Origin of the sequence: Buchnera aphidicola (Schlechtendalia chinensis), from assembly GCF_001648115.1 — a bacterium.
Taxonomy (GTDB): domain Bacteria; phylum Pseudomonadota; class Gammaproteobacteria; order Enterobacterales; family Enterobacteriaceae; genus Buchnera_B; species Buchnera_B aphidicola_N.
Map to the genome: position 1 here is coordinate 314277 of NZ_CP011299.1, position 25220 is coordinate 339496.

Annotated in this window: 20 protein-coding genes; 11 read left to right on the plus strand and 9 right to left on the minus strand. The window is 25.2% G+C overall.

Annotation, left to right across the window (positions count from 1 at the left end; genetic code table 11):
- The first annotated feature begins 338 nt into the window (after positions 1-338).
- From phrB to sucB, 4 genes are all read left to right on the plus strand, one after another.
- Positions 339-1769: a deoxyribodipyrimidine photo-lyase gene (gene phrB, locus XW81_RS01395; protein WP_075474176.1), complete on the plus strand. Its 1431-nt coding sequence runs from the start codon at positions 339-341 to the stop codon at positions 1767-1769.
- Positions 1770-1782: 13 nt separating this feature from the next.
- Positions 1783-2526, plus strand: coding sequence for a Nif3-like dinuclear metal center hexameric protein (locus tag XW81_RS01400; RefSeq protein ID WP_075474177.1), 744 nt, complete (start codon positions 1783-1785; stop codon positions 2524-2526).
- 351 nt (positions 2527-2877) lie between these two features.
- A complete protein-coding gene (locus XW81_RS01405) occupies positions 2878-5631 on the plus strand; it encodes a 2-oxoglutarate dehydrogenase E1 component (protein ID WP_075474178.1) in 2754 nt (917 codons plus the stop codon).
- A gap of 15 nt (positions 5632-5646) precedes the next feature.
- Positions 5647-6864 (plus strand): dihydrolipoyllysine-residue succinyltransferase, encoded by a 1218-nt coding sequence (sucB, locus tag XW81_RS01410; RefSeq protein WP_075474179.1) that lies wholly within the window; start codon positions 5647-5649, stop codon positions 6862-6864.
- Positions 6865-6951: 87 nt separating this feature from the next.
- Here sucB and pal read toward each other — a convergent pair whose 3' ends face one another.
- Positions 6952-7446, minus strand: a complete 495-nt coding sequence (gene pal / locus XW81_RS01415) for a peptidoglycan-associated lipoprotein Pal (RefSeq protein ID WP_075474180.1) — start codon at positions 7444-7446, stop codon at positions 6952-6954.
- A gap of 700 nt (positions 7447-8146) precedes the next feature.
- Between pal and gpmA the strand changes: the two genes are divergently transcribed.
- From gpmA to XW81_RS01430, 3 genes are all read left to right on the plus strand, one after another.
- The gene (gene gpmA / locus XW81_RS01420; protein WP_075474181.1) at positions 8147-8839 is read left to right on the plus strand and encodes a 2,3-diphosphoglycerate-dependent phosphoglycerate mutase; all 693 of its coding nucleotides are present in this window, start codon (positions 8147-8149) and stop codon (positions 8837-8839) included.
- A 171-nt stretch (positions 8840-9010) separates the two neighbouring features.
- Positions 9011-9973: a 6-phosphofructokinase gene (gene pfkA / locus XW81_RS01425; protein ID WP_075474182.1), complete on the plus strand. Its 963-nt coding sequence runs from the start codon at positions 9011-9013 to the stop codon at positions 9971-9973.
- A gap of 88 nt (positions 9974-10061) precedes the next feature.
- Positions 10062-10850 carry an aquaporin gene (locus tag XW81_RS01430; protein WP_075474183.1) on the plus strand — a complete coding sequence of 263 codons (789 nt, stop codon included), beginning with the start codon at positions 10062-10064 and terminating at the stop codon, positions 10848-10850.
- A gap of 28 nt (positions 10851-10878) precedes the next feature.
- Here XW81_RS01430 and tpiA read toward each other — a convergent pair whose 3' ends face one another.
- The 6 genes from tpiA to serS all read right to left on the minus strand — a co-directional run bounded on the left by tpiA (position 10879) and on the right by serS (position 18183).
- The gene (gene tpiA / locus XW81_RS01435; protein WP_075474184.1) at positions 10879-11634 is read right to left on the minus strand and encodes a triose-phosphate isomerase; all 756 of its coding nucleotides are present in this window, start codon (positions 11632-11634) and stop codon (positions 10879-10881) included.
- A gap of 202 nt (positions 11635-11836) precedes the next feature.
- Positions 11837-13525 (minus strand): 30S ribosomal protein S1, encoded by a 1689-nt coding sequence (gene rpsA, locus XW81_RS01440; RefSeq protein WP_075474185.1) that lies wholly within the window; start codon positions 13523-13525, stop codon positions 11837-11839.
- 103 nt (positions 13526-13628) lie between these two features.
- Positions 13629-14309, minus strand: a complete 681-nt coding sequence (cmk, locus tag XW81_RS01445; protein ID WP_075474186.1) for a (d)CMP kinase — start codon at positions 14307-14309, stop codon at positions 13629-13631.
- A gap of 86 nt (positions 14310-14395) precedes the next feature.
- Positions 14396-15676: a 3-phosphoshikimate 1-carboxyvinyltransferase gene (aroA, locus tag XW81_RS01450; RefSeq protein WP_075474187.1), complete on the minus strand. Its 1281-nt coding sequence runs from the start codon at positions 15674-15676 to the stop codon at positions 14396-14398.
- Between the two features lie 68 nt (positions 15677-15744).
- Positions 15745-16857: a 3-phosphoserine/phosphohydroxythreonine transaminase gene (serC, locus tag XW81_RS01455; RefSeq protein WP_075474188.1), complete on the minus strand. Its 1113-nt coding sequence runs from the start codon at positions 16855-16857 to the stop codon at positions 15745-15747.
- Positions 16858-16890: 33 nt separating this feature from the next.
- Positions 16891-18183, minus strand: a complete 1293-nt coding sequence (gene serS, locus XW81_RS01460; RefSeq protein WP_075474189.1) for a serine--tRNA ligase — start codon at positions 18181-18183, stop codon at positions 16891-16893.
- 668 nt (positions 18184-18851) lie between these two features.
- Here serS and trxB point away from each other — a divergent pair.
- The 3 genes from trxB (at position 18852) to aspS (ending at position 22132) form a co-directional block, all read left to right on the plus strand.
- Complete coding sequence (gene trxB, locus XW81_RS01465; RefSeq protein ID WP_075474190.1) at positions 18852-19826, plus strand: thioredoxin-disulfide reductase; 975 nt, start codon at positions 18852-18854, stop codon at positions 19824-19826.
- Between the two features lie 80 nt (positions 19827-19906).
- Positions 19907-20125, plus strand: coding sequence for a translation initiation factor IF-1 (gene infA / locus XW81_RS01470; protein WP_075474191.1), 219 nt, complete (start codon positions 19907-19909; stop codon positions 20123-20125).
- Positions 20126-20383: 258 nt separating this feature from the next.
- On the plus strand, positions 20384-22132 hold the full coding sequence (aspS, locus tag XW81_RS01475) for an aspartate--tRNA ligase (RefSeq protein WP_075474192.1): 1749 nt from the start codon (positions 20384-20386) through the stop codon (positions 22130-22132).
- Positions 22133-22184: 52 nt separating this feature from the next.
- Here aspS and XW81_RS01480 read toward each other — a convergent pair whose 3' ends face one another.
- Both XW81_RS01480 and znuC read right to left on the minus strand, forming a co-directional pair.
- The gene (locus XW81_RS01480; RefSeq protein WP_075474193.1) at positions 22185-22964 is read right to left on the minus strand and encodes an iron chelate uptake ABC transporter family permease subunit; all 780 of its coding nucleotides are present in this window, start codon (positions 22962-22964) and stop codon (positions 22185-22187) included.
- A 36-nt stretch (positions 22965-23000) separates the two neighbouring features.
- Positions 23001-23711 carry a zinc ABC transporter ATP-binding protein ZnuC gene (znuC, locus tag XW81_RS01485; protein WP_075474194.1) on the minus strand — a complete coding sequence of 237 codons (711 nt, stop codon included), beginning with the start codon at positions 23709-23711 and terminating at the stop codon, positions 23001-23003.
- 374 nt (positions 23712-24085) lie between these two features.
- Between znuC and XW81_RS01490 the strand changes: the two genes are divergently transcribed.
- Entirely contained in the window at positions 24086-25204 is a 1119-nt protein-coding gene (locus XW81_RS01490) for a peptidoglycan DD-metalloendopeptidase family protein (RefSeq protein WP_195182273.1), read from the plus strand.
- The last annotated feature ends 16 nt before the right edge of the window (positions 25205-25220 follow it).

Sequence of the window (25220 nt, forward strand, 5' to 3'; positions counted from 1 at the left end):
TTTTGTTTACTTTGAATATAGTAAAAATTATTTTACTATAAAAGTTTTTAAAATTTACACATGTGATAGAGTACAGTATTTATATATTCTGAATTTATATCTGTGATAATATTTTGAGCGTATCAGAACATATACACATGACATTATATTGAACGAAATCTTTTAAAAGACATTTTAGAATATAATACGCTATAACTTTGTTTTTTTAAATAACAACAATCAATTATGAAATTGTATTTCACATAAAAACAGTGCAATTATATCATAAAAATATTTATATAAAAATTATATTCTTGAGTTTAATATTTTAATTAATTATTATTAAGTGTAAAAGTATAATGACAATTAATCTTGTATGGTTTCGTAACGATTTGCGTATACGAAATAATCTAGCGCTTGCTTCTGCATGTAAAAATAGAAAATCAGTTGTTTTAGCTCTTTTTATTTCAGTTCTTGAACAATGGAAGACAAATTTAATTTCTGATAGAAAAGCTATTTTAATACATGAACATGTTATTTCTTTAAGAAAGGAGTTAATGAAATTAAATATTTTTTTACATTATTGTAAATCTTCTACCTTTTTAAAATCTATTGATTGTCTTATTACATTTTGTAAAAAGAACAAAGTACAAAAATTATATTATAATTATGAATACGAATTTTTTGAAAAAAAAAGGGACAATATAGTTGCGAAAAGACTTAAAAAAAATTTTATTTTATCAAAAGGATTTCATAATTCTACACTATTTGAACCTGGATCAATTGTTAATAAAAAAGGAGAAATGTATAAAAAATATAGTCATTTCAAAAAAAAATGTATAATGTCGTTATCCGAAAACAATTTTAATGAATATTCAATACCAAAAAAGCGAAAAATTTTTGTAAAAAAAAACAATTTTAAAATTTCATTATTGCAATTTCCCATTAAAAAATTCTATAAACAGCTATTTCCAATAGGAGAAAAGAAGATATTAAAAAAATTAAAATTATTTCTTAAAAATAAAATACAAAGTTACAACATTAACCGAAACTGCTTATCTTTAAATAGCACTAGTATGATTTCTGCTTATTTATCTATTGGAGTACTATCTCCCATACAATGTTTATCTATCTTTTTAAAATATCATTCTAATATAAATACATATACGGTTGGAACATGTAATTGGATCAATGAACTGATTTGGCGTGAATTTTTTAAACATTTACTATATTTTTATCCATTGTTAAGCAAGAATCAAGTACTATGTAACTGGGAAAAACGTATACAATGGAAAAATAATGAGAAACATTTTCATGCGTGGAAAAATGGAAGAACAGGATTTCCTATTATAGATGCTGGAATGCGACAACTCAATAAAATAGGTTGGATTCATAATCGTATTCGTATGATCACTGCTAGTTTTTTAGTAAAAAATTTATTAATAAATTGGAGAAATGGAGAAAAATATTTCATTTCGCAACTTATTGACGGTGATTTAGCATTAAATAATGGAAATTGGCAGTGGATTGCTTCTATCGGAAACGATAGTGCTCCATATTTTCGTATTTTTAATCCTATAGTACAATCTAAAAAGTTTGATAATATGGGAATATTTATTAAAAAATATGTTCCTGAATTAAAAAAAGTTCCTATAAGTATAATTCATGATCCTCATTTATGGAGTAATAGCATAAAAGCAACAATTAAATATCCTGAACCGATAGTCAATCTTATTAGTTCCAGAAAAATAGCAATAAAAATTTTTAAATTGGCAAAATTCACATCATAAATGCATACAAAATATGAAAAATACTGTATTAGAAAATGTAATTAACAAAAAATTAAATTCTGCACAATTTAATGACTGTATTCCTAATGGATTACAAATAGAAGGATCTCAGAAAATTAAAAAAATTATAACTGGAGTAACAGCATGCCAAGAGTTGTTAAATATTGCGGTTAAAAAGAGAGCAGATGCTGTAATAGTACACCATGGATATTTTTGGAATAATAGCGAAAAAACTATAAAAGGTATGCTTAGAATCAGAATAAAAACTATACTCGAAAACAATATTAATTTATATTGTTGGCATTTACCTTTAGATTACCATCCAAAATTAGGAAATAACGTTCAAATTGGAAAGATGTTAGATATAAAATTAAAAGGATACATACTACCATTAGTTCCATGGGGTATATTAAAAGAAAAAGTTACTGCAAAAGAAATGATTGCAACAATAACAAAACGATTTGGAAGAATTCCTTTCCATTATGAGTGTAATGCGTCTAAAAAAATTATGAAAGTTGCATGGTGTAGTGGAAAGGGACAAAGTTTTATTAATGCAGCTGCACAATTTGGAATTGATGCATTTTTAACTGGTGAAGTATCAGAAGAAACAATCCACGTTGCTAAAGAAAATAACTTTCATTTTTTTTCAATTGGTCATCATGCTAGTGAATGCGGAGGAATAATAGCACTAACTGAATGGATTAGAAACGTAAGTAATTTAGACATTACCTTTATTAATGTTTATAACCCCGTTTAATTTTGTTAACGTCTTATTATATGAAGATTTAATGTATTTTACGAGGTTTTTTAAATATTTTGCAAATTTCTTATTTAGTTGTTTTTATTAAATATATGTTTTTAAGATAATAGAATATTTCTACTATTGAAAATAGTGATGTTAAAATATTAGTATATGATATTTCAAAATTTTTTATTATTGATTTGAATAAAATTTGACTAAGAGAAAAGTATACATTTTATGTACAAATTTCTCAATTATAAGAATAAAGCGTTATACATTTTAGGAATTGACTTGATCTCTAAAATTTTAAAGTAATATTAGTATTAAATGTCATCTTTAAAATATTATTACGTATTAAGGGAAACTATGAAAGAAGATGAATTTAAAAACAGGTTAAATTTCTTGTTGTTAATGAATGATAATAGATGTTATTTCGAAAATATGTATGAAAAATTTTTAGAAAATCCGAATTCTATAGATAAATCTTGGAAATACTTTTTTAATAAATCTTTTTATACTAGTAGTAATGATAAAACAAAATTTTGCGAAAATAAAATTTTTGATACTCATACACATATAAGATATATATCGTCTACTTTAATCGATACCTTTCGAAGATATGGACATAAATTTTCGTACTTAGACCCGTTAAACTTACAAAATCGTGAATCTTTTCCAGAAATAGATTTTTTTTTAAATGGAATAGATTCTAAACTTATCAATACAAATTTTGCAATGCATTTATCAAAATTATCTTTTGAAATAATCACTTTAAAAAAATTATATTCAATTTTTCACAAAATATATTGCAGTAATATAGGATATGAATATATGCATATTGATTGTGAAAATGAAAAAAAATGGATTCAAAATTATATTGAACGTGACCTTAAAAAGAATTTATTGACTAATGTAGAAAAAAAAAATTTATTAAATGATTTAATTTCAGCAGAAGCACTAGAAAAATATTTTGGTTATAAATTTCCCGGTTCAAAACGCTTTTCTTTAGAAGGCGCTGAATCTTTAATACCCTTGTTGCAAGCAGTTTCTAACTATAACGTTAAATTAAAAATTGACAAAATAGTATTAGGAATGTCTCACCGAGGCAGATTAAACGTATTAATTAACATTTTGAACAAACCTATAAAAGAGATATTTAATGAATTTTCTGAAGTATATGATAAGAAAACACTAAAAAATGGTGATGTTAAATATCATATGGGTTTCAATAAAAACAAAGTTACTAAATTAGGAATTGTCAATTTAGACTTAAAATTTAATCCTTCGCACTTAGAAATTATTAATCCAGTAGTAGCAGGATCTGTTCGAGCACATCAAGATAATGTTCATTCAAAAGACAAAACTAATATTTTAGCCGTAGTACTGCATGGAGACGCCGCAATTTCTGGGCAAGGTATAGTTCAAGAAACATTAAACATGTCTATGGTCAGAGGATATAAAGTTAATGGAACTCTTCATATAGTTTTAAACAATCAAATTGGTTTTACTACTTCCTACCTAGAAGATTTAAGAAGTAGTAAATATTGTACTGATATTGCTAAGATGGTTGAATCTCCTATATTTCATGTTAATTCAGATGATCCTGAATCAATACTATTTGTAATTCAATTAGCTTTAGAATTTAGAAATAATTTTAAAAAAGATGTGTTTATAGATTTGGTATGTTATAGACGACACGGACATAACGAAGTAGATGATCCATACGTTACACAACCAATGATGTATTCAAAAATTAAAAAACATCCTACTATTTGCCAAATTTATAACACAAAATTAATGTCTGAAAAAATAATTGATTGTAGTTATCTTGATGAGCAGACTAAAAAATATCAAAAAATGCTAAATGAGCAATATTCAGCGTACAAACAAAAAGAATATCTTCAAAATAGTTCATACTGTAAATACAATGTTCATACATCATGTTCACAAAAAATAAAAATTATAGAAAAAATAAAATTACAAGAGTTAGGACGAAAAATCAACGTTATTCCTTCTAATATCGTTGTTCATAAAAAAGTTATAAAAATATATCAAGATAGACTTAAAATGATAAATGGAGAAAAACCTCTAGATTGGGGTGCAGCAGAAATTTTGGCATACGCTTCTTTGCTAAATCAAGGAATTTCTTGTCGATTATCTGGGGAAGATGTTGAAAGAGGAACATTTTTTCACAGGCATGCAACTATATATGATCAAAAAAATGGCAAAATATATATTCCATTACAAAATATACATAATAAACAAGGAAAATTTTATATTTGGAATTCTACTTTATCTGAAGAAGCAGTATTAGCATTTGAATATGGATATTCTATTAATCAAAAAAATACATTAACTATTTGGGAAGCTCAATTTGGAGACTTTGCAAATGGAGCTCAAATTGTTATTGATCAATTTATTTGTTCTAGCAAAACAAAATGGGATGTTTCATGCAATTTAATTATGCTATTACCTCATGGATATGAAGGGCAAGGTCCAGAGCATTCTTCTTCAAGAATAGAAAGATATCTTCAACTATCTTCAGAAAACAACATACAAATTTGCATACCTACTACTGCTTCTCAAATGTATCACGTATTGTGCAGACAATCATTAAATAATATTCAAAAACCTTTAATTATTATGACACCCAAATCTCTTTTAAGACATCCATTAGCCTCTTCTCCGCTTCATGAATTTTCAAAAATTATTTTTAAAGAAATTATTGATGAAATCGATGACATAAACATTGAGAAAGTTAAAAGAATTATTCTATGTTCTGGAAAAATATATTACGACTTATTACATCAAAGACGAGAAAATCGACAAAATAATATAGTTATTTTGCGAATAGAACAATTGTATCCATTTCCTAACGATATTTTATTGAAAATTTTGCAGTCATATTTACATGTTAAAGATTTTATATGGTGTCAAGAAGAACCTTTCAATCAAGGAGCGTGGTTTTACAGCCAATATTGCTTAAAAAAGATATTGCCTAAAAATTCTTCTTTAAATTATATAGGACGTTCTGAATCTTCATCTACAGCTACTGGATATATTAGTGTTCATAAAAAACAACAACAACAATTAGTAAATGATGCTTTAAACATAAGTTAAAATAAGAGAAATATGATGAACATAGTTAACATTCTTGTTCCTAACCTTCCAGAATCAGTTACTGAAGCTACGATTATATCTTGGTATAAGAAACCTGGTGATATTTTAAAAGAAAACGATGTATTAGTAGATCTTGAAACTGATAAAATAGTATTAGAAATACCATCACTATTTGATGGGATATTAAAAAGTATTATTGAAAATAAAGGTAAACGAGTTATTTCAGGACAAACTATAGGAACTTTAATTAAAACAGATTCTAAAAACGATACATTAATTAACAATTTAAATAAAGAAATAAATTTAAAACGAGAAACAAAAACATCTTTTTTTAAAAATCATTTTAGTCCGTCTGTCAGACGGTTAGTACTAGCGCATAATTTAAAGAATGCTCATATTCAAGGAACTGGAGTAAAAGGTCGTGTTACGTGTGATGATGTAAAAAAACATATAACACAAAAAAATGAAAAGTCTATTTCAGATACAACGTACAATTTCAAAAATGAGAAAGTAAAAGAAGACAAATATTCTAGTCGTAGTATTGAACGTATAAAAATGACTGCATTAAGGAAAAAAATTTCGGAAAAATTGTTAAAAACAAAAAATAATTTAGCTTCACTTACTACTTTTAATGAAGTTAATATGGAATCTATTTTAAACTTGAGAAAAAAATATGGAGAATTATTCAAGAAAAAATATCAGGTTAAGTTGGGTTTAATGTCTTTTTGTATAAGAGCAGTAGTAGAAGCGTTAAAACAATTTCCTAAAATTAATGCTAAAATTGAGGGAGATGATATTATTTATTATAAATACTTTGATATTAATATTGCTATATCAACGCCTAGAGGATTAATAGCACCGATATTAAAAAATGTAGATTTAATGAGTATGTCAGATATTGAAAAAGAAATTCAAATGTTAGCATTAAAAGGGAAAAATGCTACATTAACCATCGATCACTTTAAAAGTGGAAACTTTACCATTACTAATGGCGGAATTTTTGGATCATTATTTTCTACTCCATTAATTAATTATCCTCAATCAGCTATTTTAGGAATACATGCTATTAAAGAAAGACCAATGGTAGTTGATGGTAGTATAAAAGTACTTCCTATGATGTATATAGCACTTACGTATGATCATCGATTAATAGACGGACAAGAATCGGTAGGATTTGTATTAAGAATAAAAGAGTTATTAGAAGACTTTAACAGAATTATACTCAACATATAATATATTTTTCAAATTAGTCATAAAGATCAAAAACATTTTTTTGGTGCTATGATAAATCTTAGCACCAATAAAATGAAAATATATTTTTTAATATACTATGACTGCTCTTCGATTTTTTGAATAAGCATCTTCTGTTTCTCCAACTTCAACGGGTTTGGTAGAACCATAAGATATTATAGAAATTTGTTTAGAAGGTACTCCTTTACTTTCTAAATATAATTTTACTGAATTGGCACGTCGTTTTCCTAATTCGATATTATATTTATCCGTACCTCTTTTGTCTGCATGTCCTTCAATAACCACGTTAATTTCAGGATTTTCATATAAGAAAGTTACAGTTTCATTTAAAATTTGAGAAAATTTTGAATTAATATTGGACTTGTTTAAATCAAAATAAACGATGCCTTTTTCTTTTGATACATCTGATTGTACAGGAATACTTGAATCTATTTGAACATTTTCAGTTGGACTATTTTGATTGTAAGAATTTTTTTCTGCTTTATTTTTCTGAAAACTACACGAAAATGCTGTTATGATCGGAATAGTTAAAATTACAATTTTTATTATTTTATTTAATTTCATTCATATGTCCTATAATTGAGTGTTTTTAAACATGACCTTATATTAAATTTTCAAAAAAAACAAAAGTAAATTTAATAAAATAACTTTCATTTTTTGTAATCTGAAATGCAATTCTTATTAGCTATAATAAAATCATAAAAATTCTTTTATATGATAAAATCTCTTATATGAAGTAAATTATATTTTTTATTATTTTAAATCTTTAGATTAAGTTCAAATATATAACACATATTTATAAATAATAATACGTTTTCTATTTTTTTTAAAGATATCTTTTATAATATAATTTTATAAACATTATAATATTAATTTTTTTAAATAAATTGAAAATAGAAAAACTATTATTTAATTCTTAAATATATTTATATAAAACACATTTAAATATTTATCTTTTGAAATATATAAAAAAACTTAAGAATAATGTTTAGTAGAATTTTAAAAAAGAATATCTTTTTTAAATATGACTGTTTTTTAATAAAATAAAAACACATTTTAAGAATCTAAATTTCGTATTTAAAATATTTAAAAAACGGAAGTAAGATAGTAAATATTATCATATACAAAATATCTTAATATGAATAGAATTAAAATACTATAAAGTAGAAATATTAAATATTCGATACTTTTAAAAGGCAAAACTATTATATTCTTCAAATTAAAAAATATTCGTTAAAATATGCAATTTCGAGGCGATATCTTCATGAAAATATACAAATTAATTTTGATGCGACATGGCGAAAGTAAATGGAACAAATTAAATAAATTTACTGGATGGAAAGATATAGATCTATCTGAAACAGGAATTTCTGAAGCAAAAGAATGTGCTAAACTTTTAAAATCTAAAGAATTTAATTTTAATTATGCATATACTTCAGTATTAAAAAGATCTATTCATACTATGTGGACTATAATTAAACATTTGAATCAATCATGGATTCCAATAAAAAAATCTTGGCATTTAAATGAACGCCATTACGGTTCTTTACAAGGATTAAATAAAGATGATGTGATAAAAGAATATGGTAATGAGCAAGTTCAAAAATGGAGAAGAGGGTTCGACGTTGCTCTTCCTCAAATTACCTTATCAGAAAAAAAAACGTTAGCATTAGATCCAAAATATTCTCATATCAACATTGATGATATTCCTTTATCCGAAAGTTTAAAAAATACTTCTGAAAGAGTTATTCCATTTTGGAAAACTCACATTTATCCAAATTTAAAAGCAAAAAAAAATATTATTATAGTAGCACATGGAAATTCTCTTCGTGCACTAATTAAGCATTTAAGCAACATGAATGATGCGGATATTATGAAATTAGATATTGCTACTGGAATTCCGATGGTATATGAATTTAATAATTATTTTGAACCTATAAAATATTACTATTTATAATTTTCGTTAATTAAATTATGTTAAACAATATAACGTATAAAATAATTATATCTTAATAACATATTAAAACTTTCTAAGATAATTATAATTTATAACAATTTAATTTTTTAATATTATTTTAAAAATTACGTATTTACGCATTTTTTTTAAGTAATAACGTCAGAGAAAAATATGATTAAAAAGATCGGAGTCTTAACTAGTGGAGGAGACTCTCCAGGAATGAATGCAGCAATTCGAGGAGTAGTAAGAACTGCATTAAGCAAAAATTTAGAAGTTTTCGGGATATATGATGGATATCTTGGATTATATGAAGATAAAATGATTAATTTAGACCGATATAGCGTTTCTGATATAATTAATAAAGGTGGTACTTTTCTTGGATCTTCTCGTTTCCCTGGATTTTTACAAGAGAATATGAGATTAAAAGCTATCAAAAATATGAAAAAACGTAATATAGACGTTTTAGTAGTAATTGGAGGTGACGGATCGTATGTAGGTGCAAAAAAGTTAACAGAGATGGGATTTCCATGTATTAGTATACCAGGTACCATAGATAATGATGTAGCAGGTACTGATTATACTATAGGATACTTTACAGCGCTAGAAACAGTAGTAGAAGCAATTGATAGATTAAGAGATACATCTTCATCTCATCAAAGAATTTCTATAGTAGAAGTTATGGGGAGAAATTGTGGAGATTTAACCTTGGCCGCAGCTATAGCAGGAGGTTGCGAATTTATAGTATTACCAGAAATCGAATATATAAGAGAAGATTTAATAAAAGAAATAAAAGCCGGAATTAAAAAAGGAAAAAAACACGCAATAGTTGCTATTACTGAATACATTTGTGACGTTGAAAAATTAGCGAAATATATTCAACATGAAACGAAGAGGGAAACAAGAGCTACGATTTTAGGACATATACAAAGAGGTGGAGCACCAGGAGTTTTTGATAGGATTCTAGCTTCTAGAATGGGAGAGTATGCAGTAGAACTATTGCTGAAAGGATATCAAGGACGATGTATTGGCATTAAAAATGAAAAAATAGTACATCACGATATTTCCGATGCTCTTGAAAACATGAAAAGACCATTCAAATTTGATTGGTTAATCACTGCAAAAAAATTGTATTAAAAATAATTTTTTGATATTTAAACATTTTAACTCATTAATTTAATTTATATTAACTTCAAATTTAATCCTATACCAAAGGAATTTTAAAATGAAAAATTTAAGGAAGAAATACATGTTATTAGTAGAATGTATTTCTGAATTTCTTGGTACAGGATTAATAACATTTATTAATACTAGTTATACGGCATCGTTTCAATTAACAGATGAATTTGTTGATTCTTGGAAAATTAGTATTATACTAGGAGTAAGCACATGCATAGCTATTTACATCAGTTTAATCGTATCTGAAGCACATCTAAATCCAATTGTTACCTTATCATTTTTTTTGTTTTTTAATTTTAATTACAAAAAGGTAGTACCATATATTACGTTTCAAATATTAGGTGTTTTTTTTTCTTCAGTAACAGTATATGAGCTATATTATAATTTGTTAAAAAATTTTGAAAGCCAAAATAGAATTTTAAGAGGAAGTTTAGAAAGTTTGCGTTCAGCTTCTATCTTTTCTTTTTTTCCAAATAAGGATATTAGTGTAATACAAATTTTTTCAATAGAATTTATAATTTCTTTTATTTTTATGTCTATAATTATTTTTTTAAATAACAATAAATCTTTATTTTTTTTTAAAATTACTTTTTCTCCTATATTAATAGGAGTAATAGTATGCATAATAAATATTATTGTTTCTCCATTAACTTCATTTACATTAAATCCTGCGAATGACATTGGATCCCGAATTTTTGCATATTTATTTGGTTGGGGTAAAATAGCATTTACAGGTGGATTAAATATCTATTATTTTATTGCACCTATTTTAGGAACGATGTTTGGATCTGTAACTTCTGTATATTTTTACAAATATATAAAAACTATATTATAAATCATTAATTTAGACAGATGTTGATAAATTAAGAATACTTAGTTAATATTTTTAAAAATCGAGAAATGAACAGTGACGCAGAACCTATTAAAAAACCATCTATTTCAATAACTTTTGATAATTTTTCAATGTTACTTTCATTTACGGAACCGCCATATTGAATAAAAAATGATTTCTTTTTTACATTTTGAATGTTTAAAATATAATCTGTTATATGACCACAAGTATCTTGTATAAAATCAATTGATGGAGTTCTTCCAGAACCAATAGCCCAAACAGGTTCATAAGCTATAATCATATTATTAAATGCTTTTTCTCCAATGACATTAAAAACAGAATCTATTTGTTTTTGGCATATTTGATTTGTTATACCGTTTTTATAATCTTGTTCAGTTTCTCCAATACAAAATATTGGGATTAATTTAGCATTTTGAACTATTTGAATTTTTTTTGAAATTAATAAATCACTTTCTTTATGATATATTTTTCTTTCCGAATGTCCAATAATAACATAACAAACGTGAACATCTTTCAACATATCTACTGAAATTTCTCCAGTAAATGCCCCATTAGAATGTATATCAACGTTTTGGGCTCCTAACATGATGTTAGTATTTATAATTATGTTATGAACTTGATTTAAATATACAAACGGAGGAACAACAATTAGTTTTAACATACTTTCTTTTTTTTTTATAAAATCAATTATAGGTATCAATAAATTATGTAATGAATTTGTATCTCCATTAGATTTCCAATTAGCTGTAATAATTTTGTTTTTCATTTTATTCCTTCGTAATATTTTAAACTAAGTTACTAATTTAAAATTACTAGTTAGTAACTTAGAATTAGATATTTTAATTTATCTTATTAAAAATTTTTGTCTAAAGTAATATTAAATTTTAAAGTATTACAATGTAATAACATATCATATTCAGTATGATTGAATAGTTAGAAACTTTATGAAAATGTTTTTAATTTAAAAACTATGTCAAATCTAAATTTTTAGCAGCTTTAAAAGCTTCAGTCATAGCATTAGAAAAGTTTTCATTACTTTTATTAGCATTTTGATCATCAATCTTATCTTTATCTTCTAAATTTTCTAATACAACAATTGATAAATTAATAATTTTATTTTTTCGATCTATATTACTAAATTTTACGTCTATTTGTTTTCCTATAACAAAGTTGGATAAGTTTGAAAAATTATTATTATAAGAAGTAGATAGTTCAGAAATTTTAATATATCCTTTAATTAGCTTAGACAACTGGACAGTAATTACTTTATTGTCTATTTTATCAACAATTCCAGAAACTATATCATCCTTTTTATAATTAGAAACGTATTGATCAAAAGGATCATTCGTTAACTGTTTAATTCCTAGAGATATTCTTTCTCTTTCAGAATCAACTTGCAAAACCATAGCTGAAATTTCATCTCCTTTCTTATATGTTTTAACTGCTTCTTCTCCTGATAAGTTCCAAGATATGTCAGATAAATGAACCAATCCGTCAATGCCACCATGTAATCCAATGAATATTCCGAAATCAGTAATAGACTTTATTTTTCCTTGTACACAAGTTCCTTGAACATTTTCCTCTGAAAATTTTTTCCACGGATTTGTTGTGCACTGCTTTAGTCCTAAAGAAATACGTCTCTTCTCCTCATCAATGTCCAGTACTATAACTTCAATAATAGAATTGACATGAACTATTTTAGATGGATGAACATTTTTATTAGTCCAATCCATTTCTGAGACATGAACTAATCCTTCTACACCTTCTTCAATTTCTACAAAACATCCATAATCAGTTAAGTTAGTAACTTTTCCAGTTAACTTTTTACCTTCTAAATATTTTTTAGAAATATTTGTCCATGGATCGTCGCCTAATTGTTTTAGTCCTAAAGATACTCTTATTTTTTCTCGATCAAATTTCAATATTTTTACTTTTATTTTATCACCAATATTAACAACTTCACTTGGATGTTTAACTCTTTTCCAAGCCATATCAGTGATGTGAAGTAGTCCATCTACTCCACCTAAATCTACAAAAGCTCCGTAATCAGTCAAGTTCTTTACTATACCTTCTGATGTTATACCTTCTTGTAAATTTTCAAGAAGTAAATTGCGTTCTATACTATGTTCTGATTCAATAACAGCTCGACGAGATACAACAACATTATTTCTTTTTTGATCTAATTTAATAACTTTAAATTCTAGTTCTTTGCCTTCTAAAAAGTTTGTATCTCTAACAGGGCGAATATCTACCAAGGAGCCAGGTAAAAAAGCTCGAATATTTTCTAATTCTACAGTGAATCCTCCTTTTACTTTTCCATTTATCGTTCCAATAACTGTTTTAGAATCTTTATAAGCTCTTTCTAACGTTAACCATGCTTCATAACGTTTTGCTTTTTCACGAGATAAAATGGTTTCACCAAAACCATCTTCAATAGCATCTAAAGCAACATCAACTTTATCTCCTATCTTAACTTCTAAATTACCTTTAGTATTTTTAAATTGTTCTATAGAAATAGTAGATTCAGATTTTAATCCAGCATCTACTAATACAGTGTCTTTGTTTATAGCAATGACAATACCTTTAATGATTGATCCTGGTTTGGTTTCTATTGTTTTTAGAGATTCTTGAAACAATTGTGCAAACGATTCAGTCATATTTATGATCTTCAAATATTAGTTTAAAACATCTATTGTTAACGTCATGTAAAATAGTGTTTTTTTTATAAATTCTAAGATATCTCCTTTATCATAGACATTTTTAAATATTAAAAATTGTAACGTTCTTTAACGTCGTTATATGTTTAATACATATATCAAGAACTTGTGACATATTCATATAAGTTGAATCTATTATAATAGAATCTTTTGAAGGAAACAAAGGTGATATTGATCTATTAATATCACGATAATCTCGTTCTTTCATAATAATAAGTAATTGATCAAAATTAATCTTTGTTGTATTTTGTAAATCTAATAAACGTCGTTTCGTTCTAACTTTTAAACTAGCTTGTAAAAAAAATTTCATACATGCATCAGGAAAAACTATAGTTCCCATATCTCTTCCATCAGCTACTAAACCTGGAAATTGACGAAACATTTTTTGCTTAATTAAAAGATATTTCCTGACGTATGAAAAACTTGCTAATTTAGAAGCGAAATTTCCTATTTCTTCTTTATTAATAACGTTTAGAATATTAGAATTGGAATTTTCTTTGTTTGAAATATTTTTATTAATGATTTCAAAAAAATTTAAAGATTTTAATAATATATTTATATTTTTTTTAATGCAATGTTGATTCTTCAATACATGTAACGCTAAAATTCTGTATAACAATCCAGACTGTAAAAAGTTCCAATTTAATTTTTTAGAAAGTTGTTTACATAATTCACTTTTTCCAGATCCACTAGGACCATCAATAGTAATCACAGGAACATTCATTTAAAAACCTTGATCTAAAAAATTACATTTCAATATATTTTTTAACATGTTTAATTCTAGTATTAGCAGAATTTTAAAGCAACTTATTAAAAACTAACATGTTTTAACTTTTTAAAATAATTTGGAAACGTTTTATTCACACAACTAGGATTTAACAACGTAACTTTCGAATTAGATAATGCTATTAAAGAAAAACACATAGCCATTCTATGATCATTATAAGTATTAATATTAGCATGTAAAAACTTTTTTGGCGGAGAAATATGAATATAATCATTACCTTCTTCTACAATAGCTCCTACTTTTCTTAATTCAACAGACATTGCTGACAATCTATCTGTTTCTTTTACTCTCCAATTATAAATATTTCTAATAACAGTATCTCCTGTAGAAAATAAGGCAACTATAGCAATTGTCATAGCAGCATCGGGAATATCATTTAAATCCATATCGATTCCATGTAAATCTCCTCTTCTACAACAAACAAAATTTTTTCCTGTAGTAATAAACGCACCCATATTTTTAAGTACTTCCGAAAATTTATAATCTCCTTGAATACTATTTGAATCAATTCCAGTGACGCACACTGTTCCTCCTTTAATAGCAGCTGCAGCAAGGAAATAAGAAGCAGAAGAAGCATCTCCCTCTATTAGATAATTTCCTGGAGATTTATATTTTTGACGTCCTTGAACATAAAAACAATTATAAGAATCATTTACTATATCAATTCCAAACTGACTAATTAACTGAAGAGTCATATCTATGTAAGGTTTTGATACTAATTTCCCTTTTATTATAATTTTAGAATCTAAGATAGCAAGTGGTGATGCAATCAACAAAGCTGTCAAAAATTGACTGGAAATTGATCCATTAATTGTTATATTTCCTCCAAGAAATCCTCCTTTTACATAAATAGGAGGACAACCTTCTTTTTCAGAATATTGAATGTTCGCACCTCCTTTTCGTAAAGCGTTAACTAAATGCTCTATTGGCCTTTCCTTCATTCTTTTATCACCCGTTAATAATACATCATTATTACTTAATGATAAAATTGCTGCTAAAAATCTCATAGAAGTTCCTGAATTTCCTAAAAATAGAGAAATTCTTTTATTTACGTATAGTGGTTCAGATTTTCCTTCAACTTTACAAAAAGTATTATTTTCTGATAAAACGAAATTTATTCCAAAAATTTTTAATGCATTTATCATATGTTGAGTATCATCACTTAATAAAAAATTTTTTAAACATGTTGTTCCTTGTGACATAGCAGATAATAGCAATATTCGATTAGAAATACTTTTTGAACCTGGTAAATGTATGATTCCGTTGATAAGTGAAATTGGGTTCAATGTTAAAATAGATTCCATTATGAATTTCTCTGAAATTAATTATTAAATTAATTTAAAATCATTTTATGTAATATGTAAAAAACTTTTTAAGTCTTATTAAATTTTTTATATTTTTTTTTAAAAATTTTCATAAATTTTATTAATTTTATTATACCTTTTTTTGGCATAGAATTATAAATTGAAGCACGAAATCCGCCAACAATGCTATGTCCTTTTAAACAATGTAATCCAAAACTGTAAGATTCTTTTAAAAATAGATGATTAAGACTATGATTTGATATAGAAAAAGTGACATTCATAAAAGAACGATTATTTTCTATTATATTATTAACGTAAAAATCAGTATTATCTATCATTTCATATATCAAATTCGCCTTTTCTTGATTTTTTTTTTCAATTTCTTTTAATCCACCTTTTTTCTTTATCCATTTCAAAACTAAGTTAGATACATATATAGAAAATGTAGTAGGTGTGTTAAACATTGAATTACTTTGCAATAATTTTGAATAATTTAAAATAGAAGGACATATACTTTTAGATCGGTGCAATAAATCCTCTCGTATAATAATTACAGTTGTTCCAGAAGGACCTATATTTTTTTGAAAACTAGCATAAATAACGCCATATTTTCTAACGTCTATAACACGAGAAAGCAATGTTGATGAAAAGTCTCCCACTATAACAGTATTTTCAAAGTTCGGTTCTTCATGAATTGCTATTCCTTCGATAGTCTCATTAGGACAATAATGAAGATATGCACTTTTAGAGTTAATTTTCCAATCGTTCATTGAAAATATAAGAATTTTTTTATTACATTTGTTTTTTATATTAATGATATTAGGAGTACAATATTTTCTACTTTCTACAGCAGCAGCATATGACCAATGCCCACTATTAATATAGTCTGCATTTGTATAATTACCCAGCAAATTTAAAGGTATAGCAGAAAATTGTCCTCTTGCCCCACCATGGCAAAAAATTATTTTATAATTTTTAGGAATATTTAATAAAAATCGAAAATTGTATTCTAATTCTTCTAAAACTAGTTCGAAATCTTGACTTCTATGACTAACTTCTATTATAGATTTTCCAGAATTTTTCCAATTACATAATTCCATTTGTACTTTTTTCAAAACTTCTTTTGGTAACATAGACGGGCCTGCACTAAAATTGTAAACTACGTCTTTATTTTTATCCATACGTTTTCCAAAGCTAAATTTAACCATTAATTTTTACAAAAATTTTAATCCATGCATATAATCATCTTGTAAAATTTTAGGTATTTTTATTCGACCGTCAGATTGTTGATAATTTTCTAAAATTGCTGCTAATGTTCTTCCAATAGCTAATCCTGATCCATTGATGGTGTGGACAAAATAATTTTTTTTATCAATTTTTGAACGAAATCGTGCATGTATACGACGTGCTTGAAAATCTAACATATTTGAGCAAGAAGACACCTCACGATAAGAATTTTTTGATGGAAACCAAACTTCTAAATCATAAGTTTTTGAAGAAGCAAACCCAATGTCCCTTGAACATAATAATACTTTTCGATATGGTAATTCTAACAAAGTCAAAATTTTTTCTGCATGAGTTGTTAATTGTTCTAATTTTTCCATAGAGTTTTTTGGATGTACAATTTGCACTATTTCAACTTTTTCAAATTGATGTAACCTAATTAAACCTCTAGTTTCACTTCCATATGAAGAAGATTCTGAACGAAAACATGGTGTATTAGCTACTAACTTAATTGGTAATTTACTTTCTTCTAATAAACAATTTTGAAATAAATTAGTTAATGGCACTTCTGCTGTTGGTATCAGTACATAATTATCATTTTCATTTTGATGAGATAACAATTGAATATGAAATAAATCCGTGCTAAATTTTGGTAATTGTCCTGTACCATATAGACTTTTTTTTGATACTAAGTAAGGTACATAAGTTTCTAAATATCCATGATGCATAGTATGTATGTCTATCATAAATTGTCCTAATGCACGATGTAATAAAGCAATTTTACCTTTCATGACTACAAATCTTGATCCAGATATTTTAGATGCAGCTTTCCAGTCAAAACCACCTAGTTCATTACCTATGTCTACATGATCTTTTATTGTAAAAGAAAAATTTCGTATTTCTCCCCATCTATTAATTTCTATATTGTCTTTACTATTATATCCGTTTGGAATAGAATCGTCAGGAAGATTTGGAATATGAATTAAAAATGTTTTAATTTTTTCTAACAAATGTTTTAACTCTTTTTGAGAGAGTAATAACTCTTTAATAATTATGTTAGCTTCATCTTTAAGATTAGAAAAATCTTGATTAATATTTCTTCTATGTTTTATAAGATTCGTAACAATGTTGTGTTTTGATTTAAGATTTTCAGTATTTTTTTGTAGCAATTTGCGTTTTTTTTCTAAATTAGAAAAATATTGTATATCTAAAGAAAAACCTTTTTTTTCCAATTTCTTGGAAACATATTCAATATCTTTTCGTAGCAATTTAACATTTAGCATATTTTTGAATTTTTTATTCAGATGTGATTTCGATGTATAATAGATAACATACTAATTTAAAATAGTTATAACATTTTAAATTTTTATTGTTTTAAGATCAAACTTTTTAAAAATATGAAAAGTTGATTTTATTTAAATTAATTTAATTATTCTTTTAAAAAATTTTTACAACAATTTTAAAAAATAAACATAATTTTTATTACCTTATCATTAATCATTGGAACTTTACGATGCTCATGAAATTTACATTTTTTTTATAAAATAATATCAAATACTAATTTTTAAAAGTATGTTAAAATTTTCTTTGATCCTTAAACAATACAAAAAATAAAATCGTATAAACTTTTTAAAAAAATTTTTGTTATAAGCAAAAATAAAAATTATTTATTTAAAAATTTATATATTTAACATTTATATTTTTTATTTATATTCAGGTAGTTCAAGTTTAAAAAAAATATATATGAAATGTTACAAATACTTTTTATTTTTTTCATACTTTATTTAATACAATAATTTATTTTTTAGATTTTAAAATGTTACTAATATAGTTATATATATTATAATTATGTTAATAACTAACGTTATTTGAATTCATTAATTTTTTTATATGTTAAAATATCTTATAAAATTGATTATATATTAAAGTTAAAAGCGAAGCATTAACAAATATGAATTCCATTCAACATAAACAATTAATTATTATCGGATCCGGACCAGCAGGATATACTGCAGCTATTTACGCATCTAGAGCCAATTTGTCTCCTGTTTTATTCACTGGGACAAATCCAGGAGGACAATTAATAAATACTAATGCAATTGAGAATTGGCCTGGAGATTCAAAAACTATAACTGGATTTGAATTGATGAATAGAATGCAATGTCATGCTGAATTATTTAATACTACTATTATTCATGAAGAAATTATAGAAGTATTTTTTGATAAAAATCCTTTTGTTTTAATAAGCGAATCGAATAAAAAATATACTTGTGATTCGGTTATTATTGCTACAGGGGCTTCAGCAAAGTATTTAGGTTTGCCTTCAGAAGAAAAATTTAAAGGAAAGGGTGTATCAACATGTGCTATTTGTGATGGTTTTTTTTACAAAAATAAGCCTGTCGCTGTAATTGGAGGAGGTAATTCTGCAATAGAAGAAGCATTATATTTATCTAATATAGCATCAATAGTTCATGTAATTCATAGAAGAGATGAATTTCGTTCTGAGAAAATATTAATTTCAAGGTTATTAAAAAAAGTAAAAGAGAAAACTATTATATTACATAAAAACAGAATAGTTCGTGAAATTTTAGGAAATGAAAAAGGTGTAACTGGAATAAAGACATCATTAAAAAGCAATATTGTTAAAAATGACTCTAATAATATAAACGTATCCGGAATATTTGTAGCTATTGGTCATAATCCAAATACAAAAATATTTCTCAATAAACTTTCTATAAAAAATAATTACATCGTGATTAAATCTGGAACTCATGGAAATTACACTCAAACTAGTGTTCCTGGAATTTTTGCAGCTGGAGACGTAATCGATCATATTTATAAACAAGCAATTACTGCTTCTGCAAGTGGATGTATGGCTGCTTTAGACGCTGAAAAATATCTTAATAAATTTAAAAGTTTTACTTAATGTTCAAAACGTCAATAATTATGTGCTAACAAACTTATTTTAAAAAGCAATGAGATAACAAAATTTAGAAGGCTTAAACAATGATTAAAGAAGAAAATATTGAAATGCAAGGAACAGTAATTGAAACACTTCCTAATACTATGTTTCGCGTTGAGTTAGATAACAAGCATGTTGTAATTGCGCATATTTCAGGAAAAATGCGAAAAAATTATATTCGAATTCTTACTGGAGACAAAGTCACATTAGAACTAACTCCTTACGATCTAAGTAAAGGAAGAATCACATTTAGAAGTAGATAATATTAAAATGTGTTGTTAAAATTTTATATTTTAAGACTTCATATAGTATTATCACATTACATTTTATTAACTTTACTTATATTCTTAGTATTTTCAATATCTTTAAATATATTTAAATTAATTTTTTATTGAAAAAATTTTTAAAAAATAATACGTTTTTAATATACAACATAAAAATATTTTTTTGTCTAAATTAAAAGTTTTCGCTTTTGCATTCTTGATTAAAACATTTGCAAACTGAGAAAATAGGAACTTAAAATGCGTACAAAATACTGTGGAGAATTAAATCTAAGTCATGTAAATAAAAGAGTAACATTGTGCGGATGGGTGAATAAATGTAGAAATTTAGGAAAAATATTTTTTTTAGATGTACGAGATAGAGAAGGTGTAGTTCAAGTTTTTTTTCAAAATCGTTCTACTAATTTGTTTCAAAAAGCAATCAAATTAAGAAACGAATATTGTATTCAAATTATAGGAATTGTGAAGGAACGGAATAAACAAAATAAAAATTATAATATTCTGACTGGAGAAATAGAAGTTTTAGCATTAAAGTTAACTATTCTAAGTACATCAAAACCCATTCCGTTAGATCTAAATAAAAAAAATTTAGAAGAATTACGATTAAAATTCCGCTATTTAGACCTCAGATGCCCTAATATGACTTATAACGTAATAATGAGAAGCACAATTACTGCTATAATTAGATTATTTATGAAAAAAAATAAATTTTTAGATGTTGAAACACCTTTATTAACTAGATCTACACCAGAAGGAGCTCGAGATTATGTTGTACCTAGTCGTATTCACAAAAATAAATTTTATGCCTTACCTCAATCTCCACAATTATTTAAACAATTACTGATGATTTCTGGGATAGATAGATATTACCAAATTGCTAAATGTTTTCGGGATGAAGATTTAAGATCTGATAGACAACCAGAATTTACACAAATCGATATCGAAGCTTCTTTTGCAACAGGAAATAAAATACGAAATATTACAGAAAGAATGATTAAGAATTTATGGAAAAAAGTTTTAAAAATTAATTTACAAAAATTTCCAACAATAACTTTCAACGATGCTATTCAAAAATATGGAACTGATAAACCTGATTTGAGAAACCCTATAAAATTTACAAAAATTACAGATCTCTTTCAAGATGCGAAAATTCAGACTTGTCCTAAAATTGATTCAACGCGAAAAAACAAAGTAATTGCTTTATGCATATCAGGAGGATCTGTTTTAAATAATAAACAATTAAAACATTATGAAGAATTTGTAAAAAATTATACTAACCAAAATTTATTTTTTATTAAAGTAGATAATATAAAAAAAGAAAAAGTTACCAGCCCATTTATTCATCTCTTCAATAAAAATTTTATAGTCAAATTGCTTGAAAGAACTCTTTCTAAAGATGGAGATATTATATTTTTTGTTTCAGAAGCTGAACACGTAGTTAATGAAATTATGAGTATATTAAGAACAAAAATTGGGACTGAATTACACATGATTGATAAAAATTCTTGGAAACCTGTATGGATTGTTGATTTTCCACTTTTTCTAAAAAATGAATTTAATAACTACGTTTCTACACATCATCCTTTTACAGCCCCTAAAAACAAAAATGATTTAATTTCAAGAAAAAATTTAGAAAATATTCGCGGAAATTCGTATGATTTAGTTATAAACGGATACGAAATTGGAAGTGGATCAGTACGTATTCACAATGAACATATTCAAAAAAGTGTATTCGAAATATTAGGAATTAATAAACAAAAACAAAAAGAACGATTTGGATTTTTTTTGGATGCTTTATGTTATGGTACCCCTCCACACGCTGGAATTGCTTTAGGATTAGATAGAATAACTATGTTATTAACAAATAACAATAATATTAGAGATGTGATCGCTTTTCCAAAAACAACTACTGCTTCGTGTTTAACTACTGAAGCTCCAAATATTATTAATAATAACATTTTGGATAATTTTACATCGTTACAAAACTAGAAAGATATAATATCGATAAAATTTTAAATGCAACTTTGAATATTATTGAAATTTATTTCAAAATATTACTAGCTAAAAATATAAAAGTTGCAAATAGTACAATAGAAGGACTAATAGGAAGATTAAAAAGCATTGAAAATACTATACCTCCTGTTAAAGAAACGATTCCTATTAGAGTAGAAATAACAGCCATTCTTTCAGGAGAATTAGAGAATTTTTGAGCAGTAGCTGAAGGGATTAACAAAAGTGATATAATAATTAACGTTCCTAAAAATTTTATTGCAATGCTAATAGTTAATGAAACTAAGAAAAATAAAACGAAATTTACTTTACAAACATCGACACCATCTACTTTAGCTAAATCCGCATTAACAGTGATTAACAAAATTTTGTTCCAATATCTTAATAATACAATACTGATCGCAATACAACTAAAAAATATAAAAACCAAATCATCGTAAGTAACTTCTAACAAATTTCCAAATAAATAATTTGCAAAACGTGTTTTTTGATCATTTGAAATTATACTCATTATTATCATTCCCAATGATAATGAACTACATCCTATAATTCCGAGAATAGTATCTAAAGATAATGAAGAATGATTTTCAATCCAATTAATAAATATTATAAAGCATAAAATTATAACAAACACAGTGTAAAATGGATGAACATTTAGAAATATTGCACATGAAATTCCTAGAAGAGATGAATGAGATAAAGTATCACCAAATGAAGACATACGACGCCAAATTATAAATGATCCCAAGGGTCCTGTAATAAAAGTTAAAAATACACTTGCTAACCACCCAAAAATAATTGGTTTATACATAACTTATTTAAGTTCTCTTGATTTTAATTAATAAAGTTAAAAATCATGATAATGGTTGTGTTTATGATGATATAAGGCTAAATGATTTTTTTTTAAATGTCCGAAGATAGCAATAAATCTTGAATCTTTCGATATAATTTTTGGAGATCCTGAACAACAAATATGTTTATTCAAACAAACTACTTCATCTGTATTAGACATCACTAAACTTAAATCATGAGAAACTATTACAATAGAACATTTCAATTCATTCCTAATTTCAGTTACTAATTTGTAAAAAGTTGTTTGACTTAATATGTCCATTCCTTGAGTTGGTTCATCTAAAACTAGCAATTGGGGATCGTTTAATAACGCACGAGCTAATAATATTTTTTGCATTTCTCCACTAGACAATCGACTTAATAAAGTATATTTTAAATGATTAGCGCTTACTCGAAATAACACATTTTTAACAGACTGTTGATTTTTAGATAACTTCATAAATCTTTGAACTGTTATAGGAAGAGTAAAATTGAAATTCAATTTTTGAGGTACATATCCAATACGCAAATTTTGATTATATGTTATTGTTCCTTTACTAGGTTTTAATAATTTTAAAATTATTTTTACTAAAGTAGACTTACCAGCTCCATTGGGGCCGATTAATGTTAAAATACGATTGGAAATCAAATTTAGTGAAATCTTAGAAAGTATTTTTTTGTTATTAAAAATTACCGAAATGTCTTTTAAAGAAATACAAAATGACATATTTTAAAATAGTACATAGTACAACTAATAAAATATAATATCATAAATTAACATTTATTTGAAATAAAAAATTTGATATAAAAAATCGTTTTTTTTAAAAATACTCATAAACGTAAAATTTGATGATAATTAAACATTTTTATAACGTATTTAAAAAAATAATTAAACATTTTGAATTTACGTTGAAAAATAAAATTAATTATAATGAATATAAAATCAATATTTAAAGTAATAATGTATATCATAGAATTGAAGATGTAATTTACAAGGAGAAAATAGGAATATAAAACGTGTTAAACAAATATAGAAATATTTTACTAAATTTTTTAAAAAGAATTTATATGTCGTTAATTAGCTGCACGCTAATTATTTTTATGTTAATAGCATTATCTAATTATCTTATTGATAATTACAGTAAAAATACTCTATTTCATTATAAAAATTATAAAAAAAAACTTAAAAACGCATGTTTATCTAAAAATTTAAAGAACAATGTTTATTGTGTAAAAATCTATCATCCAATATATAATTATTCTGTCAATTTTTATAACACCCATAAATATTTATTTTTTTCTAAAAAAAATTGCATTTTTCATTTAGTTGAAGGTAATACGCACGTTTTACGTAAATTTTTTAAAAATATTTTATCCGTAAATAATATATTAAAAAAAGATGCAAATTACAATTCTAATAAAATTATTACGAGTTATTCAAAAAAACATGATAAATATCTAAATATAGAAGGAAAACTAGATAAAAGTTTTTTACAAAACTCTAAAAATTATGGATTAAGCGTCAATGAAATTAAAAAAATAATGCATATTATAGAGAACCAAATCGATTATTACAAATTAAAAATTAATAATTCATTCAGAATTTTAATTAAAAGAAATATGATTGATAAAAAAAAATGTCAAAGTCAAATTGTAGGATTTAAAATATATTACAAAAATTTAAATTATTATGGAATATTATTTAATAATGGTAAATTTTATGATACTCAAGGACATAGTTTAATGGAAACTTTTTTAAAATTTCCGTCTTTAAAACAATATCGCGTTTCTTCTTCTTTTAATTTAAATAGATTTAATCCAATCACAAAAAAATTTTCTCCTCATCAAGGTGTAGATTTAGCTATGCCTATAGGAACTCCTATCTTATCAATAAGCAATGGAAAAGTTATAAAAGCTAAATTTAGTTCAGTATCTGGAAGATTCATTGAAATTAGACACAATTTAAAATGTATTACTAGATATATGCATTTACAAAAAATATTAGTCCATGTAGGTAATAATGTTAATAAGGGAGAAATAATTGGATTGTCTGGAAGTACAGGACGTTCTACTGGACCACATTTACACTACGAAATTTGGATAGAAAATAAGGTAATTAATCCAGAAAAAATAACAATCGTGGAACAATTATCAGGAAAAACTTTAAAGAGTTATCTAAAACTTTCAAAAAAAATAGTAGAATATCTTAATAAACTTTAACTTATATCTAAAAATT

Coding starts and splice junctions, on each gene's coding strand:
- XW81_RS01405 (WP_075474178.1), top strand. CDS start 2,878: ATGAAAGAAGATGAATTTAAAAACAGGTTAAATTTCTTGTTGTTAATG.
- XW81_RS01400 (WP_075474177.1), top strand. CDS start 1,783: ATGAAAAATACTGTATTAGAAAATGTAATTAACAAAAAATTAAATTCT.
- pal (WP_075474180.1), bottom strand. CDS start 7,446: ATGAAATTAAATAAAATAATAAAAATTGTAATTTTAACTATTCCGATC.
- rpsA (WP_075474185.1), bottom strand. CDS start 13,525: ATGACTGAATCGTTTGCACAATTGTTTCAAGAATCTCTAAAAACAATA.
- serC (WP_075474188.1), bottom strand. CDS start 16,857: ATGGATAAAAATAAAGACGTAGTTTACAATTTTAGTGCAGGCCCGTCT.
- pfkA (WP_075474182.1), top strand. CDS start 9,011: ATGATTAAAAAGATCGGAGTCTTAACTAGTGGAGGAGACTCTCCAGGA.
- XW81_RS01490 (WP_195182273.1), top strand. CDS start 24,086: ATGTTAATAGCATTATCTAATTATCTTATTGATAATTACAGTAAAAAT.
- phrB (WP_075474176.1), top strand. CDS start 339: ATGACAATTAATCTTGTATGGTTTCGTAACGATTTGCGTATACGAAAT.
- aspS (WP_075474192.1), top strand. CDS start 20,384: ATGCGTACAAAATACTGTGGAGAATTAAATCTAAGTCATGTAAATAAA.
- serS (WP_075474189.1), bottom strand. CDS start 18,183: ATGCTAAATGTTAAATTGCTACGAAAAGATATTGAATATGTTTCCAAG.
- cmk (WP_075474186.1), bottom strand. CDS start 14,309: ATGAATGTTCCTGTGATTACTATTGATGGTCCTAGTGGATCTGGAAAA.
- tpiA (WP_075474184.1), bottom strand. CDS start 11,634: ATGAAAAACAAAATTATTACAGCTAATTGGAAATCTAATGGAGATACA.
- XW81_RS01430 (WP_075474183.1), top strand. CDS start 10,062: ATGAAAAATTTAAGGAAGAAATACATGTTATTAGTAGAATGTATTTCT.
- sucB (WP_075474179.1), top strand. CDS start 5,647: ATGAACATAGTTAACATTCTTGTTCCTAACCTTCCAGAATCAGTTACT.
- gpmA (WP_075474181.1), top strand. CDS start 8,147: ATGAAAATATACAAATTAATTTTGATGCGACATGGCGAAAGTAAATGG.
- aroA (WP_075474187.1), bottom strand. CDS start 15,676: ATGGAATCTATTTTAACATTGAACCCAATTTCACTTATCAACGGAATC.
- znuC (WP_075474194.1), bottom strand. CDS start 23,711: ATGTCATTTTGTATTTCTTTAAAAGACATTTCGGTAATTTTTAATAAC.
- trxB (WP_075474190.1), top strand. CDS start 18,852: ATGAATTCCATTCAACATAAACAATTAATTATTATCGGATCCGGACCA.
- infA (WP_075474191.1), top strand. CDS start 19,907: ATGATTAAAGAAGAAAATATTGAAATGCAAGGAACAGTAATTGAAACA.
- XW81_RS01480 (WP_075474193.1), bottom strand. CDS start 22,964: ATGTATAAACCAATTATTTTTGGGTGGTTAGCAAGTGTATTTTTAACT.